The sequence below is a fragment of the Acidovorax sp. FHTAMBA genome, from assembly GCF_038958875.1.
Classification (GTDB): Bacteria; Pseudomonadota; Gammaproteobacteria; order Burkholderiales; family Burkholderiaceae_C; genus Acidovorax.
Window position 1 is genome coordinate 998,540 of record NZ_CP152407.1, and the last position, 13,862, is coordinate 1,012,401.

Below are 13,862 nucleotides of genomic sequence, written 5' to 3' on the forward strand. Positions count from 1 at the left end.
GGCAGGCCGGAGCCTGGCGTTGCTGCGCGTCTTCTTCCTGCATTTATCCGTCCATCCATCCCCAGACCCCAAACACCAAACACTCACCACCATGACAGAAGCCACCCAAGATATCCTCGTTCACTCCGAAGCAGGCGTGACCACCATCACCTTCAACCGTGTGGACAAGAAGAACTCCATCACGCGCGACATGTATGCCGCCATGGCGGAAGCACTCGATGCCGCCAAGGCCGATGCCAGCGTGCGTGTGGTCGTATTCCAGGGCGACGTGGCCATCTTCAGCGCAGGCAATGACATTGGCGACTTTTTGCAGCAGCCGCCCGCCACGCAGGACTCGCCTGTGTTCCGCTTCCTGCGAGGCATCGCCGCCTTCCCCAAGCCCGTGATTGCGTCTGTCTGCGGCCCGGCCGTGGGTATTGGCACGACGATGCTGTTCCACTGCGACCTCGTTTACGCGGGCGACAACGCGGCGTTCTCCATGCCGTTCGTCAATCTGGGCCTGTGCCCCGAGGCCGCATCGAGCCTGCTGGTGCCGCAGATGCTGGGGTATCACCGCGCTGCGGAAGCCTTGCTGTTGGGCGAGCCTTTCATGGCCGAGGCTGCGTTGGAAGTCGGCCTGGTGAACCGCGTGGTGCCACCCACCGAGTGCAATGGCGTCGCACAGGCGCAGGCCAAGAAGCTGGCGGCCAAGCCGTTGTCGTCGCTCATCGAGACCAAGCGGTTGATGAAGGGTGGACAGATGGCGAAGGTGTTGGAGGTGATGGCACAAGAGGGCGAGAGCTTTGGGCGCATGTTGCGCGAGCCTGCGGCGCGGGAGGCGTTTTCGGCGTTTATGGAAAAGAGAAAGCCTGATTTCAGCAAGAGCTGAAATCAGGACGCCGCGTGAGCGGCGAGGACCGCGCAGCGGGCCGGAGATCTTTCGCTAAAAGCGCCGGCCGGATTCCGGAGCTCTCTGGGTCCTCGGATTTTGGTCAATTTGGCTGCTGGCGCTTATCTAGCAAGCGCTAGCAGCTATTGTTTTTGTAGTTTTGAGTCTTTTCTCAACCGTTCGGGCTGAGCTTGTCGAAGCCTTGGCGTGTTGATTTGAAAAGCATGCATGTGTTCAGGGCGGAGGCCGGGTTGTCGCCCGGCATGCGAGTAACTTTCTTTTGCGTCGCCAAAAGAAAGTCACCAAAGAAAAGGCGACCCCCAGTCTGCGACCCCTTCGCGGTGCGAAGGGGCGACCTGCGCCGGGGCAGTTGCGGGGTGCGCCGTGGAACTCGCTTTGCGCTGGCGCGCGCCGCTCGGACAACCACGGCGAGTCAGATTACGAGGCATGCGCGCTCCGACGCGCATGCTCACCCCGCAACCGCCCCGCCGCAGGCGCAGCCAGCAGGGGGTTGGACAGCCGAACATCCAGCAGCCGAACATCCACACGGGCCATCGCTGCGCTCGGCCCCGCCTCGCGGGCGCAAGCGCCTCGCGCTGCGCAGGGCGGGGCCGAGCGCAGCGATGGCCCGAATGGATGTCCGATCCCGGTGGGTTCCCTTCTGTATGCGTCTGGGGCGCGCAGGGCGTGGGGTGGCGCGTGTGCCGAAGGACACACGCGCTTCGTGAACTGACTCACCGCAGTTGTTCGAGCGGAGCGCCGCAGGCGCGCAGCGAGTTCTGCGGTGCACCCCGTGACCGAGCACCCCAGGTTGCCCCGCAGCGCAGCGAAGGGGTCGCAGACAGCAGGGTCGCCCTTTCTTTGGTGACTTTCTTTTGGCGACGCGAAAGAAAGTTACTCGCCTGCCGGGCGACTCCCGGCCTCCGTCCTTCGCATGGGCACGCGATCTGCTTCCAAATGAAAAGCAAATCAGGCAGTGAATACCGGCGTTTCACCTCAAAAAGCACCCGTAGCAATCGCGATCAGACAAGCTATCTATTTTTGCAAAGCACTTGCTTGCTAAAAATAAACAGTTTTGCTATCGTGCCTGCATGGATTCACCCGTGCCGCGCACCAGCGCCATCGCCCCCGCTCCCAAGAAACCCCCGGCCCGCCCTCGCAGCAAGGCCGTAGCGCCCGTCAGCGCCAACTCGGCAACCACAACACAATCCCCCATTGAAGAACCCACCCGACGCCCCCGCGGCCGCCCGCGCAAAACCGCCGAAGAACTCGACGACGGCAACCGCCGCCGCAAGCTCATGGACGGCGCGGCCAAGCTCTTCCGCACCCAGGGCTTTGCCGCCACCAGCACGCGCGACATTGCTGCGGCGGCAGGCATGCACAGTGGCTCGCCCTTCTACCATTTCGAAAGCAAAAGCGCGCTGCTCTACGCCGTGATGAGCGAGGGCATGACCATGGCCGCGCACAGCCAGCAGCAGGCACTGGATGCGCTGCCCGCCACGGCCACACTGCGCGAGCAGTTGCACACGCTCATCCGCCACCACTTCGAAATCCTGCTCGGCCCCCGCAGCAGCTTCATCCCGGTGATGCTGTACGAGTGGCGCTCGCTCACGCCCGCGCAGCGCAAGGGCATTGCCCGCATCAAGGACAGCTACGAGGCCACCTGGATGCCCGTGCTGGAAGCGCTGGCACAGCAGGGCGCGCTGCAGGCCGAGCCCGGTGTGGCGCGGCTGTTCATCTTTGGGGCGCTCAACTGGGCGGTGCAATGGTTCTCGCCCAAAAAGGGCAAGTCGCTCGACGCGCTCACCGACGAGGCACTCGCCTTGTTCATCCGTTCATAACAAGCCCATCAAGGCAGAGTCACCATGGCCCCCACCGCGCGCAACGCCTACCAGTCTGTGTTTGCTCCGGGCCTGTTCCAGGGCCAGGTGGTGGTGGTCACAGGCGGCGGCTCGGGCATTGGCCGGTGCACGGCACACGAACTGGCACACCTGGGAGCGCATGTGGTGCTGGTCGGGCGCAAGGCTGAAAAGTTGCTGGCCGTGGCCGAAGAGATCACTGCCGATGGCGGCAGCGTGTCGTGCCAGGTGTGCGACATCCGATCCGAAGAAGGCGTGGTGGCGCTGGTGCAGCAGATCCTTGCTGCGCAGGGCCGCATCGATGCGCTGGTCAACAACGCGGGCGGGCAGTTCATGTCGCCGCTCGAATCCATCAGCGCCAAGGGCTGGGAGGCCGTGCTGCACACCAACCTCACCGGCGGCTTTTTGATGGCGCGAGAGTGCTACCGGCAGTGGATGGCGCAGCACGGCGGCTCCATCGTCAACATCGTGGCCGACATGTGGGGCTCCATGCCGGGCATGGGGCACAGCGGCGCGGCGCGCGCGGGCATGGTCAGCTTCACCGAAACCGCTGCGCTGGAATGGGCGCATAGCGGTGTGCGCGTGAACGCCGTGGCGCCGGGTTACATCGCCTCCAGCGGCATGGACAACTACCCGCCCGAGGCGGGCGACATGCTGCGTGCCATGCCGCGCACGGTGCCGCTCGGGCGCTTTGGCAACGAGGCCGAGGTGTCGGCGGCCATCACCTTTTTGCTCAGCCCGGCAGCCAGCTTCATCAGCGGCACCACGTTGCGGGTTGACGGCGCGCGGCCCCAGGTGCGCATGGGTTGGCCGCAGCGCCCGCCCGGTGCCACCGCTGCTGCACACCCGGCCGTGCGGCCATTTGGCGGCTTTCACCGCGCGCAGGTGCCGCAGGTGTTTGCCCCTTCCCATACCCCCAAGACCGAGGCCGCATGACCGCCGTCTTCACTTCCCGATTCAACCCAGGCAGTGCCGAATCCACCCAGCGCCGCGCAGCGCTGCAAGCCCGCCTTCGTGCTCTGCGCGCGCTGGAAGAGCGTGCCGCCGCCGCCTCGGCCCGGTCGCTGCCCCAGTTTGAAAAACGCGGCCAGCTGCTGCCGCGCCAGCGTGTGGCGCTGCTGCTGGATGCGGGTGCGCCCTGGCTGCCGCTGTGCACGCTGGCGGGCTACCTGCAGGATGTGAAAGACCCCGAGAAGTCCGTGCCCGGTGGCGGCATGGTTGCGGGCATCGGCTTTGTCAGCGGCGTGCGCTGCATGGTGGTGGCCAGCGATTCAGGCATCGAAGCCGGCGCCATCCAGCCCATGGGCCTGGAAAAGATCTTGCGCGTGCAGGAAATCGCGCTGCAAAACCGCTTGCCGTTCATCCACCTGGTGGAGAGCGCGGGTGCCAACCTCATGCGCTACCGGGTGGAGGGCTTCGTGCACGGCGGCACGCTGTTCCGCAACCTCGCGCGGCTGTCGGCGGCGGGCATTCCGGTCGTCACCGTGCAGCACGGCTCGGGCACCGCAGGCGGCGCCTACATGCCCGGCTTGTCGGATGTGGTCATCATGGTGCAGGGCCGCTCGCGCGCCTTTTTGGCCGGGCCGCCGCTGCTCATGGCTGCGACGGGTGAGATTGCGACGGAAGAAGAACTGGGCGGGGCCGAGATGCACGCCGCCGTCTCGGGCCTGGGTGAATACCTGGCGCAGGACGACCGTGAGGCGATCGGCTTGGCGCGCGATGTGGTGGCGCAGCTGGGGTGGAACATGCCCCGGCGACCCAGCGCACCTGGGCCCACCTTGCCCGCAGACGATCTCCTGTCCCTGATGTCTGCCGACCTGCGCCAGCCTGTGGACATGCGCGAGGTGATCGCGCGGCTGGTGGATGGGTCTGAGCTGCTCGAGTTCAAAGCCCGCTACGGCATGGCCACGCTCTGCGCGCAGGGCCGCATCGGCGGCCATGCCGTGGGCTTCATCAGCAACAACGGCCCTATCGACGTGGCGGGCGCCAACAAGGCCACGCACTTCATCCAGTGGATGTGCCAGCTGGGCCACCCCATCATCTACCTGCAGAACACCACGGGCTACATGGTGGGCAAGGACAGCGAGCAGGGCGGCATGATCAAGCACGGCAGCAAGATGATCCAGGCCGTGACCAACGCCACCGTGCCGCAGATCACCATCCAGTGCGGCGCCAGCTTTGGTGCGGGCAACTACGGCATGTGCGGGCGGGGCTATGCGCCGCGCTTCCTGTTCAGCTGGCCCGGTGCCAAGACAGCGGTGATGGGCGGCGAGCAGGCTGCGCGCACCATGCAGATCGTGACCGAGGCGGCGCTGGCGCGCAAAGGCATCACGCCCGACCCGGCCGAATCGCAGGCCCAATTCGACAAGATCGTCGCCATGTTCGAGGCCCAGGCCGATGCGTTCTACACCAGCGGCCTGCTGCTGGACGACGGCGTGATTGACCCGCGCGACACGCGCGCCGTGCTGGCGTTTTGCCTGGATACCTGTGCCGAGGCGCAGGCGCGCACGCTGCGGCCCCTGAGCTTTGGCGTGGCGCGGATGTAAGCGCTTCGCACGCAATCTCCCCGATGGCCGAGCCTCTCAAATACCTGCTGAATGACACCGTGCCCCCGCGCATCGCGGCCATGGTGCGCCGTGCGTGGCGCAAGTTCGACACCACCGCGTTTCTGCAGCAAGTACAGCCCGGCTACGAATCGCTGGAGCTGATGGCGCGCGGCCAGCGCATTGCGCACGCCCTGCAGGCCCACCTGCCGCAAGACGTGCCGCGTGCGCTGGGCGTGCTGGTCGATTCGATGGACCCGTCGATGGGCATCGATGCCGCCGGTGAGCCCGATGCGGGTGACCGCCCCTACAGCGCCTTCCTGTACCTGCCCCACAGCATCTACATCGGCACACATGGCCTGCCGCATTTCGAGGCGGCCATGGCCGCGCAGCACGCACTCACCCAGCGCTTCACGGCCGAGTTCAGCATCCGCCCCTACCTGCTGCACCACCAGGGCGCCACGCTCGCGCGGCTGCGTGACTGGGCGCAGGACGACAACGCCCATGTGCGCCGCCTGGTGAGCGAAGGCACGCGGCCCCGCCTGCCCTGGGCGCCGCGTTTGCCTGCATTCCAGAACAACCCGCAGCTGGCCCTGCCGTTGCTCGATGCGCTCAAGGACGACCCATCGTCTTACGTGCGCCGCTCCGTGGCCAACCACCTGGGCGACATCGCCAAGGACCACCCCGAGCTGGCCGTGGGCCCGCGCGCACCTGGCTGCAGGGCGCGCCCGCCCCGCGCGAGGCTCTGGTGCGCCACGGCCTGCGTTTTCTCATCAAACGCAGCGACGCTGGCGCGCTCGATGCCTTGGGCGTGGGTCACGCCGTGGCGCTGGACGTGCGGGCCGCGCGCGTGCTGCCCGCCCGCGCACGCATCGGCGACAAGGTGCGCATCGAGGTCGAACTGCACAACCCCACGCCGCAGCCGCAGCGCGTGCTGGCCGACCTGAAGGTGCACTACGTCAAGGCCCACGGCGGCGCGGCGCCCAAGGTGTTCAAGCTGCAGACGCTGGACATACCGCCCGGCGCCACCGTAGCGGTGGGCAAGACGCTGTCGCTGCAGCAGATGACCACACGCACCCACTACCCCGGCGCGCACCAGGTGGAGCTGGTGCTCAACGGGCGGCCACAGCCGCTGGGGCAGTTTCAGCTTTCGTGATCGAAGTTTGCAGGCACACAAACGTACAAACGCAACAGCAGGAGACAAGCACCATGCAGTTCACGCACGAGCACCGCGAGATCCAGAAGACCCTCAAGCGCTTTATCGACGAAGAGATCAACCCCCATGTGGACGAGTGGGAGGCGGCCGAGATCTTCCCCGCGCACGAGGTCTTCAAGAAGATGGGCAACCTGGGACTGCTGGGCCTGTGCAAGCCCGAGGAATATGGCGGGCAGGGACTTGACTATTCGTACAGCCTGGCCATGGCCGAAGCGCTGGGCCACGTCTACTGCGGCGGCGTGCCCATGGCCATTGGCGTGCAGACCGACATGTGCACCCCGGCGCTGGCGCGCTACGGCAGCGAAGAACTCAAGCGCAACTTTCTCGCCCCCGCCATTGCGGGCGACATGGTGGGCTGCATTGGTGTGAGCGAGCCTGCGGCGGGCAGCGATGTGTCGGGCATCAAAAGCGTGGCGCGCAAGGACGGCGACGACTATGTGATCACCGGCCAGAAGATGTGGATCACCAACAGCCTGCAGGCGGACTGGATGTGCATGCTGGTCAACACGGGCGAAGGCCAGAGCGGAGCGGGCGGCAATCCTCACAAAAACAAGAGCCTGGTGATGGTGCCCATGCGCGACGGGCCCGGCGGCAAGCTCACCAAGGGCATCGAGGTGGCGCAAAAGATCCGCAAGATCGGCATGCACAGCAGCGACACCGGCCTGATCTACTTTGACGAGGTGCGCGTTCCGCAGCGCTACCGCATCGGTGCCGAGGGGCAGGGCTTCATCTACCAGATGCAGCAGTTCCAGGAAGAGCGCCTGTGGTGCGCCGCCAGCACGCTCGAATCGCTGACCAACTGCATCCAGTGGACCATCGACTACGCGCAGGAGCGCAAGCTGTTTGGCGCCACGCTGGCCGACCAGCAGTGGGTGCAGTTCAAGCTGGCCGAACTCAAGACCGAGGTCGAAGCGCTGCGTGCACTCACCTACCGCGCCTGCGACCTGTACGTGAACGGGCAGGACGTGCTGGAGCTGGCCAGCATGGCCAAGCTCAAGGCTGGCCGCCTGAACCGCGAGGTGCCCGACACCTGCCTGCAGTTCTGGGGCGGCATGGGCTTCACGCTGGAGAACAAGGTCTCGCGCATGTACCGCGACGGGCGGCTGGCGTCGATTGGTGGGGGTGCCGATGAAGTCATGCTCGGCATCCTGTCCAAGCTCATGGGCATCGCCAAGCGGCCCGTGCACTGACATGGCTGAATTGCTGTTGATCGACCGCGCGCCACTGGCCAGCGGCTGTGTGGAAACCTGGACGCTCAACGACCCGGCCAGCCGCAATGCGCTGTCCGAGGCGATGGTGGGCGGTTTGATAGCCGCGTGTGAGCGGGCTGCAACCGATGCCGACCTGCGCGGCGTGGTGCTGCGCGGCGCGGGTGGTCACTTTTGCGCGGGGGGCAGCCTGGGCGGCTTTGCCAAGACCATTGGCCAGCCCCTGGCCGCCGGCGAAGCCGACCCGCTGGTTCCACTGAACCGCCGCTTTGGCGCGTTGCTGCAGGCCCTGTGCGCGCTGCCGCAGTGGCTCATCGTGGCGGTGGGGGGGGCGGCCATGGGTGGCGGCTTTGGTCTGGTGTGCTGCGCCGACCATGTGCTGGCCCACACCAGCGCGCAGTTCGCCACGCCCGAGGTCACGCTGGGCATCGTGCCTGCGCAGATCGCGCCCTTTGTGGTGCGGCGCCTTGGCCCGTCTGCTGCGCGGCGGTGTTTGCTGACCGGCGAGCGCTGGGATGCCGCTGCCGCCCAGCGCTTGGGTCTGGTCGATGACCTGGTGGAGGGCGACATGAATGCCGCTGTGCAGGCAGCCATTTCACGCCACGCTGCCGCAGCGCCGCAGGCCGTGGCCGCTACCAAACGTTTTTTGCTGGCCCAAGCCGAAACGCCGTTGCCCGCGCTGCTGGACGAAGCGGCAATTGCTTTTTCGCAAGCGCTGCGTGGGCCCGAGGCGCCGCAAGGGCTGGCGGCGTTTGCTGCGCGCAAGGCGCCGCCCTGGAGTGCGAAGCCATGAAAAAAATCCTCATCGCCAATCGCGGCGTTCATGCCGCAGGCATGGCGAAGCAAATTGCCCGCGCACGCGAAGCGTGCAGGCGGGCGATGGAGCCGCGAGGGCACAGCCTATGAAAAAGATCCTCATCGCCAATCGCGGCGAAATCGCCCGCCGGGTGATCCACACCGCCCACCGCATGGGCATCGAAACCGTCGCCGTCTATTCCGACCCCGATGCCAACGCTCTGCACGTACGCGAAGCCACTCAGGCCGTGGCCTTGGGCGGTGCTGCCAGTGCTGACACCTATCTGCGCACCGACAAGCTGCTGGCCGCCGCCCGAGCCACCGGCGCCGATGCCGTGCACCCCGGCTATGGCTTCCTCAGCGAGAACGCTGACTTTGCCCAGGCAGTGGTCGATGCGGGCCTGACCTGGATCGGCCCGCCGCCCGACGCCATCCGCGCGCTGGGCAGCAAGGCTGGGGCCAAGGCGTTGGCCCAGTCGCAGGACGTGCCCTGCCTGCCCGGCTATGCGGGCGACGACCAGAGCGACGAGCGCTTTGCCGCCGAGGCTGCGCGCATCGGCACGCCCCTCATGGTCAAGGCCGTGGCGGGTGGGGGAGGGCGTGGTATGCGCCTGGTCACCGACCTGGCGCAGTTGCCCGCTGCACTGGCCAGCGCACGTTCGGAGGCGCTGGCGGGTTTTGGCTGTAGCGACCTGCTCATCGAACGCGCACTGCTGCAGCCGCGCCATGTGGAGGTGCAGATCTTTGCCGACGCTCACGGCGCGTGCATCCACCTGGGCGAGCGCGATTGCTCGGTACAGCGCCGCCACCAGAAGATCATCGAAGAGTCCCCCAGCCCCGCCGTGGACGCCGCGCTGCGCGAGCGCATGGGCACCTGCGCCGTGGCGCTGGCACAGGCCGCTGGCTATGTGGGTGCGGGCACGGTGGAATTCCTTCTGGATGGGGCTGAGTTCTTCTTGATGGAGATGAACACCCGCCTGCAAGTGGAGCACCCGGTGACCGAAGCGCTCACGGGGCTGGACCTGGTGGAATGGCAAATCCGCGTGGCGCGGGGTGGGCCGCTGCCGCTCACGCAAGATCAGGTGCATCTGCAAGGCCACGCCATCGAAGTGCGCCTGTGTGCTGAAGACGCGCACTTCCGCCCCCACACCGGCCGTGTGCTGCAGTTCAGCGCGCCGCCCGCCACCGCGTTCGAACGGGCCGCGCCGGGCGCGCTGCGCTTTGACCATGCGCTGGAGGAGGGCGCCGAGGTCACGCCTCACTACGACGCCATGCTGGGCAAGCTCATCGTGCATGCCCCCACACGGGCGGAGGCCATTGCCGCGCTGGTGCGTGCGCTGCACAGCACCCGCGTGCTGGGCCTGCCCACCAACCGTGCGTTTCTGGCGGCGTGTCTGCAGCACCCCGTGTTTGCCAGTGGACAAGCGCTGGTGCCGTTCCTGGCGGAGCACGCTGCTGGTCTGCAGGATTTGCTATTAAATGAAGAGCTGTCAGCGCTTATTCCGCCTGCGCTAGAGGCCATTTTTGCTTCAAATCCGGCATCGAATCTGCCTTGTTCCATGACCCGACCTCTGCGCCTGCGCCACCAGGGCGAGGTGCACGCCGTCGCTATGCGCGAGCTCAGCGGAGGGCGGCTGCAGGTTGAGCACGCCGGGGTTGAGCCCTCCAGCTTCACGCTGCAACTGCCCCAGCGTGGCGTGCATTACGTTGCGGTGGGGCCATTGCGCTGGCACTGGCAAACCGGCAGCGTGGACGGCTGGGTGGACGACGCATCGTGGGAGCCCGCTGCACGCACCGGCGCCGCCGGTGGCGCTACCGAGCTGCGCGCACCCTTCAACGGCAAGGTGGTCGCGCTGCCCGTGGCCACAGGCCAGGTGCTCGCGGCGGGCGACACGGTGGTGGTCATCGAATCCATGAAGCTCGAACACAGCCTGGCCTGCCGCGCCGCCGCCACCGTGGCCGAACTGCTGGTGGCGCCCGGTCAGCAGGTGTCGCCCGGCCAGGTGCTGGCCCGCTTTGCACCCGCCACGCAAGGAGCGCCCGCATGACAGCCACATCCGACGCGACCCCTGTGAGCAACGAAGACCGCACTGCCCTCACCGACACCGTCACCCGCTTTGCCCGCACCGAGATCGCGCCGCATGTGGGCGCGTGGGATGCCGCCGGTGAATTCCCTCGCAGCCTGTACCGCCGCGCGGCCGACCTGGGCCTGCTGGGCCTGGGCTACCCAGAGCAGTACGGCGGCACGCCCGCCAGCTACGCGCTGCGCCTGCCGCTGTGGCGCGCGCTCAGCCGCCACGGCGCCAGCGGCGGCGTGCTGGCCAGCCTGCTGTCGCACAACATTGGGCTGCCGCCCGTGCTGGCGCATGGCAGCGATGCGGTGCGGGCCGAGGTCATTCCGTCCGTGTTGGCAGGCGAGCAGATTGCCGCACTGGCGATTACTGAGCCCGGGGGCGGGTCCGACGTAGCCCAGCTCAAAACCACAGCGCGGCGCGAGGGCGATGAGTACATCGTCAACGGCGAAAAGGTGTTCATCACCTCCGGCATGCGCGCGGACTGGATCACGGTGGCTGTGCGCACTGGTGAGCCAGGCAGCAAGGGCAGCGGCGGCATATCCATGTTGCTTGTTCCCGGCTCCAGTTCAGGCCTGTCGCGCAGCAAGCTCGACAAGATGGGCTGGCTCTGCTCCGACACCGCCCACCTGCGTTTTGACAACGTGCGCGTGCCCGTCCGCTACCTGCTGGGCGAAGAGGGCGCGGGCTTTCGCATCATCATGGCCAACTTCAATGGCGAGCGCTTTGGCCTCGCCGCGTCGGCCCTGGGCTTTGCCGAGGCCTGCTACGACGAGGCCTTGGCCTGGGCCCGCCAGCGCAAGACCTTTGGCGCCCTGCTGGTGGAGCACCAGGTCATACGCCACAAGCTGGTGGACATGCAGATGCGCATCCAGTCCACCGCCGCGTGGTGCGAGTCCGTGGCCGCGCAGGCCGATGCGGGCCGCACCGGCCCCGAGTGGGTAGCGCAGGTGTGCCTGCTCAAGAACCACGCCACCCAAACCATGCAGTTCTGTGCCGACCAAGCCGTGCAGATCCTGGGCGGCATGGGCTTCATGCGCGGCACCGTCAGCGAGCGTATCTACCGCGAGGTCAAGGTCATGATGATCGGCGGCGGCGCAGAAGAAATCATGAAAGACCTGGCTGCCAAGCAGCTCGGCATTTGAAGCAAGGAGACAGGCACCATGCACAGCACCGACCACGGCAACAAAGCCATCATCACCTGCGCCATCACCGGCGTGCTGACGGACCCCGGCCAGCACCACGTGCCCGTCACGCCCGAGCAACTGGCAAAAGAGGCCCGTCGCGCCTGCGACGCAGGCGCCGCCGTGGTCCACGTGCACTTTCGCAACCAGGAGCCCGGCAAGGGCCACCTTCCCAGCTGGGATCCGCAGGTGGCGCGCGACTGCGTGTTGGCCATGCGCGAGGCCTGCCCCGGCCTGATCATCAACCAGACCACCGGCGTGGTCGGCCCCCACTACCAGGGCCCGCTCGATTGCCTGCGCGCCACCCGCCCCGAGATGGCTGCGTGCAACGCCGGCTCGCTCAACTACCTGAAGGTGCGCAGCAACGGCACCTGGGCCTGGCCGCCCATGCTGTTCGACAACCAGCCCGCCAAGGTCAAGGACTTCATTGAAGTGATGCTGGAGACCGGCACGTTGCCCGAGTTCGAATGCTTCGACGTGGGCATCGTGCGCTGCGTGGAGATGTATGTGCAGACCGGCATGTACACCGAGCGCCTGCCCGAATACAACTTCGTGATGGGCGTCGAGTCCGGCATGCCTGCGGACCCGGACCTGCTGCCCATTCTGCTCAAGCTCAAGATCAAGGACGCGCCATGGCAAGCCACCGTCATCGGCCGCAGCGAGATCTGGCCCGTGCACCAGCGCGTGGCCGAGCTGGGCGGGCATTTGCGCACGGGGCTGGAAGATACGTTCTATCTGCCGGATGGGACCAAGGCGGATTCGAACGGGCCGTTGATCGATAAGCTGGCGCAGTACGCGCGCAACGCGGGGCGGGAGGTGGCTTCGCCGCAGGAGGCGCGGGGGATGTTGGGGTTGAAGGAGTCAGCGGCTACCGCAGTCCTCTGATCCCCTCCGCGTGGAAGTGGTCAGCTCTTTCTGCATCGGATCCTTGCAAATTGATCGCTTAGTATTCGGGCTGTATGCGCTATGGGCAAGCGCTGATAGCTATAAAAGGAGGAGTGAATTCCCCGCAGGGGTTGATCGCACGGATTGAAGAAAATATACTTGTACGTATAAGTGTTTGGCAAAGGAGTTCGTCATGTCCCAAATCACTCTTTACCTGGACGATGCAACCCAAGCCCTGGTTGATCAGGCTGCACAGGCCAACGGTGTGTCTAAAAGCCGGTGGGTCGCGGACATCATCCGCAAGTACGCATCCCACGAGTGGCCGCAAGATTGCTTGAACCTTGCGGGCCGCTTTGCTGACTTCCCTTTGCGAGAACAGGGCTCTGACCAACCTGCGGATGTACCAAGGGTGGGCTTTTGAGCATGTTGGTTCTCGATAGCAACACCATCAGCTACTACTTCCGTGGCGACCCTTTGGTGGTACCGCGCATGCAGGCGCTGAAGCCTGTGGAGGTTGGCGTGCCCGCCATCGTTGAATATGAACTGCGGTATGGACTAATGCGCTTGCCGCCAGAGGCTGCAGCGCCACGGTTTGCCGCATTGGCCCAGCTGCTACAGCCCGTGCAGGTGCTTCCTTTTGACAGCGAATGCGCCGCGCATGCTGCACGGATTCGAGCTGAACTCGAGTCGGTGGGAACGCCCATTGGTCCGCACGACACTCTGATCGCTGCAACGGCATTACGCCATCAGGCCACATTGGTGACGCGCAATGTGCGGGAGTTTTCGCGGGTGCCGGGGTTGCAGTGGGTGGATTGGCATGCCCGTTAGAGATTTTTCTTCTGAGCAAGCTAGGCATGAGCTACGGGAGCTTGTTGGCTATGAAGACTGGCTTCTCCACTCTGTTTACAAGCTGACTGAGGATGAGCTCTTTCCCGAATGGCCAGATGCCGTTGTGTACGACGCAGACACTAAATCTTCAATAGTCAGGAATTTTGGCCGGGGGAATGTAGTGCTGTTTGATTGGCGCCCAGGCTTCCTCCAAGTCGCGCCACCGCTGGTCTTTGTTGCTTCTTTCAAATTGCTCGATATGTTGTTCGAGTGGGTTCTCAAGGGGAACGGCCAGCCCGCAGAGTTCCGCTTTAAGGGGAAGATCAAGCAACTAGCCTCGCCAGGCCTTGTATACCCATCCGTCCTGCATGCCCGGCCATGGTTGGTGGCCGCTCTAATACAAG

14 protein-coding genes are annotated in these 13,862 nt (G+C 65.8%); 13 read left to right on the forward strand and 1 reads right to left on the reverse strand.

Annotated features, from left to right (window positions below; all coding sequences use genetic code 11):
- Nucleotides 1–91 precede the first annotated feature (91 nt).
- The 13 genes from AAFF19_RS04650 (at nucleotide 92) to AAFF19_RS04710 (ending at nucleotide 13,458) form a co-directional block, all read left to right on the forward strand.
- The gene (locus AAFF19_RS04650; RefSeq protein WP_342721384.1) at nucleotides 92–868 is read left to right on the forward strand and encodes an enoyl-CoA hydratase; all 777 of its coding nucleotides are present in this window, start codon (nucleotides 92–94) and stop codon (nucleotides 866–868) included.
- Nucleotides 869–1,959: 1,091 nt separating this feature from the next.
- Entirely contained in the window at nucleotides 1,960–2,709 is a 750-nt protein-coding gene (locus AAFF19_RS04655) for a TetR/AcrR family transcriptional regulator (RefSeq protein WP_342721385.1), read from the forward strand.
- A gap of 24 nt (nucleotides 2,710–2,733) precedes the next feature.
- Nucleotides 2,734–3,663 (forward strand): SDR family oxidoreductase, encoded by a 930-nt coding sequence (locus AAFF19_RS04660; RefSeq protein ID WP_182118077.1) that lies wholly within the window; start codon nucleotides 2,734–2,736, stop codon nucleotides 3,661–3,663.
- Nucleotides 3,660–5,273: a carboxyl transferase domain-containing protein gene (locus AAFF19_RS04665; protein ID WP_182118078.1), complete on the forward strand. Its 1,614-nt coding sequence runs from the start codon at nucleotides 3,660–3,662 to the stop codon at nucleotides 5,271–5,273. The genes AAFF19_RS04660 and AAFF19_RS04665 overlap by 4 nt, the downstream gene beginning before the upstream one ends.
- A gap of 23 nt (nucleotides 5,274–5,296) precedes the next feature.
- Nucleotides 5,297–6,217, forward strand: a complete 921-nt coding sequence (locus tag AAFF19_RS04670) for a hypothetical protein (RefSeq protein ID WP_246330673.1) — start codon at nucleotides 5,297–5,299, stop codon at nucleotides 6,215–6,217.
- Nucleotides 6,202–6,426, forward strand: coding sequence for a hypothetical protein (locus AAFF19_RS04675; protein WP_246330675.1), 225 nt, complete (start codon nucleotides 6,202–6,204; stop codon nucleotides 6,424–6,426). The genes AAFF19_RS04670 and AAFF19_RS04675 overlap by 16 nt, the downstream gene beginning before the upstream one ends.
- A gap of 53 nt (nucleotides 6,427–6,479) precedes the next feature.
- Nucleotides 6,480–7,676, forward strand: coding sequence for an acyl-CoA dehydrogenase family protein (locus tag AAFF19_RS04680; protein WP_182118079.1), 1,197 nt, complete (start codon nucleotides 6,480–6,482; stop codon nucleotides 7,674–7,676).
- 1 nt (nucleotide 7,677) lies between these two features.
- Nucleotides 7,678–8,487, forward strand: a complete 810-nt coding sequence (locus AAFF19_RS04685) for an enoyl-CoA hydratase-related protein (protein ID WP_182118080.1) — start codon at nucleotides 7,678–7,680, stop codon at nucleotides 8,485–8,487.
- Between the two features lie 109 nt (nucleotides 8,488–8,596).
- Complete coding sequence (locus AAFF19_RS04690) at nucleotides 8,597–10,537, forward strand: biotin carboxylase N-terminal domain-containing protein (RefSeq protein ID WP_342721386.1); 1,941 nt, start codon at nucleotides 8,597–8,599, stop codon at nucleotides 10,535–10,537.
- The gene (locus AAFF19_RS04695; protein ID WP_342721387.1) at nucleotides 10,534–11,706 is read left to right on the forward strand and encodes an acyl-CoA dehydrogenase family protein; all 1,173 of its coding nucleotides are present in this window, start codon (nucleotides 10,534–10,536) and stop codon (nucleotides 11,704–11,706) included. The genes AAFF19_RS04690 and AAFF19_RS04695 overlap by 4 nt, the downstream gene beginning before the upstream one ends.
- A gap of 18 nt (nucleotides 11,707–11,724) precedes the next feature.
- The gene (locus AAFF19_RS04700) at nucleotides 11,725–12,630 is read left to right on the forward strand and encodes a 3-keto-5-aminohexanoate cleavage protein (protein ID WP_182118083.1); all 906 of its coding nucleotides are present in this window, start codon (nucleotides 11,725–11,727) and stop codon (nucleotides 12,628–12,630) included.
- Between the two features lie 193 nt (nucleotides 12,631–12,823).
- Entirely contained in the window at nucleotides 12,824–13,051 is a 228-nt protein-coding gene (locus tag AAFF19_RS04705) for a CopG family transcriptional regulator (RefSeq protein ID WP_182118084.1), read from the forward strand.
- 2 nt (nucleotides 13,052–13,053) lie between these two features.
- The gene (locus AAFF19_RS04710) at nucleotides 13,054–13,458 is read left to right on the forward strand and encodes a type II toxin-antitoxin system VapC family toxin (protein WP_182118376.1); all 405 of its coding nucleotides are present in this window, start codon (nucleotides 13,054–13,056) and stop codon (nucleotides 13,456–13,458) included.
- A gap of 148 nt (nucleotides 13,459–13,606) precedes the next feature.
- On the opposite strand, the gene AAFF19_RS04715 is transcribed toward AAFF19_RS04710, so the two are convergent.
- Entirely contained in the window at nucleotides 13,607–13,789 is a 183-nt protein-coding gene (locus tag AAFF19_RS04715) for a hypothetical protein (RefSeq protein WP_182118085.1), read from the reverse strand.
- Nucleotides 13,790–13,862: the final 73 nt, after the last annotated feature.

Coding starts and splice junctions, on each gene's coding strand:
- AAFF19_RS04650 (WP_342721384.1), top strand. CDS start 92: ATGACAGAAGCCACCCAAGATATCCTCGTTCACTCCGAAGCAGGCGTG.
- AAFF19_RS04655 (WP_342721385.1), top strand. CDS start 1,960: ATGGATTCACCCGTGCCGCGCACCAGCGCCATCGCCCCCGCTCCCAAG.
- AAFF19_RS04660 (WP_182118077.1), top strand. CDS start 2,734: ATGGCCCCCACCGCGCGCAACGCCTACCAGTCTGTGTTTGCTCCGGGC.
- AAFF19_RS04665 (WP_182118078.1), top strand. CDS start 3,660: ATGACCGCCGTCTTCACTTCCCGATTCAACCCAGGCAGTGCCGAATCC.
- AAFF19_RS04670 (WP_246330673.1), top strand. CDS start 5,297: ATGGCCGAGCCTCTCAAATACCTGCTGAATGACACCGTGCCCCCGCGC.
- AAFF19_RS04680 (WP_182118079.1), top strand. CDS start 6,480: ATGCAGTTCACGCACGAGCACCGCGAGATCCAGAAGACCCTCAAGCGC.
- AAFF19_RS04685 (WP_182118080.1), top strand. CDS start 7,678: ATGGCTGAATTGCTGTTGATCGACCGCGCGCCACTGGCCAGCGGCTGT.
- AAFF19_RS04690 (WP_342721386.1), top strand. CDS start 8,597: ATGAAAAAGATCCTCATCGCCAATCGCGGCGAAATCGCCCGCCGGGTG.
- AAFF19_RS04695 (WP_342721387.1), top strand. CDS start 10,534: ATGACAGCCACATCCGACGCGACCCCTGTGAGCAACGAAGACCGCACT.
- AAFF19_RS04700 (WP_182118083.1), top strand. CDS start 11,725: ATGCACAGCACCGACCACGGCAACAAAGCCATCATCACCTGCGCCATC.
- AAFF19_RS04705 (WP_182118084.1), top strand. CDS start 12,824: ATGTCCCAAATCACTCTTTACCTGGACGATGCAACCCAAGCCCTGGTT.
- AAFF19_RS04710 (WP_182118376.1), top strand. CDS start 13,054: ATGTTGGTTCTCGATAGCAACACCATCAGCTACTACTTCCGTGGCGAC.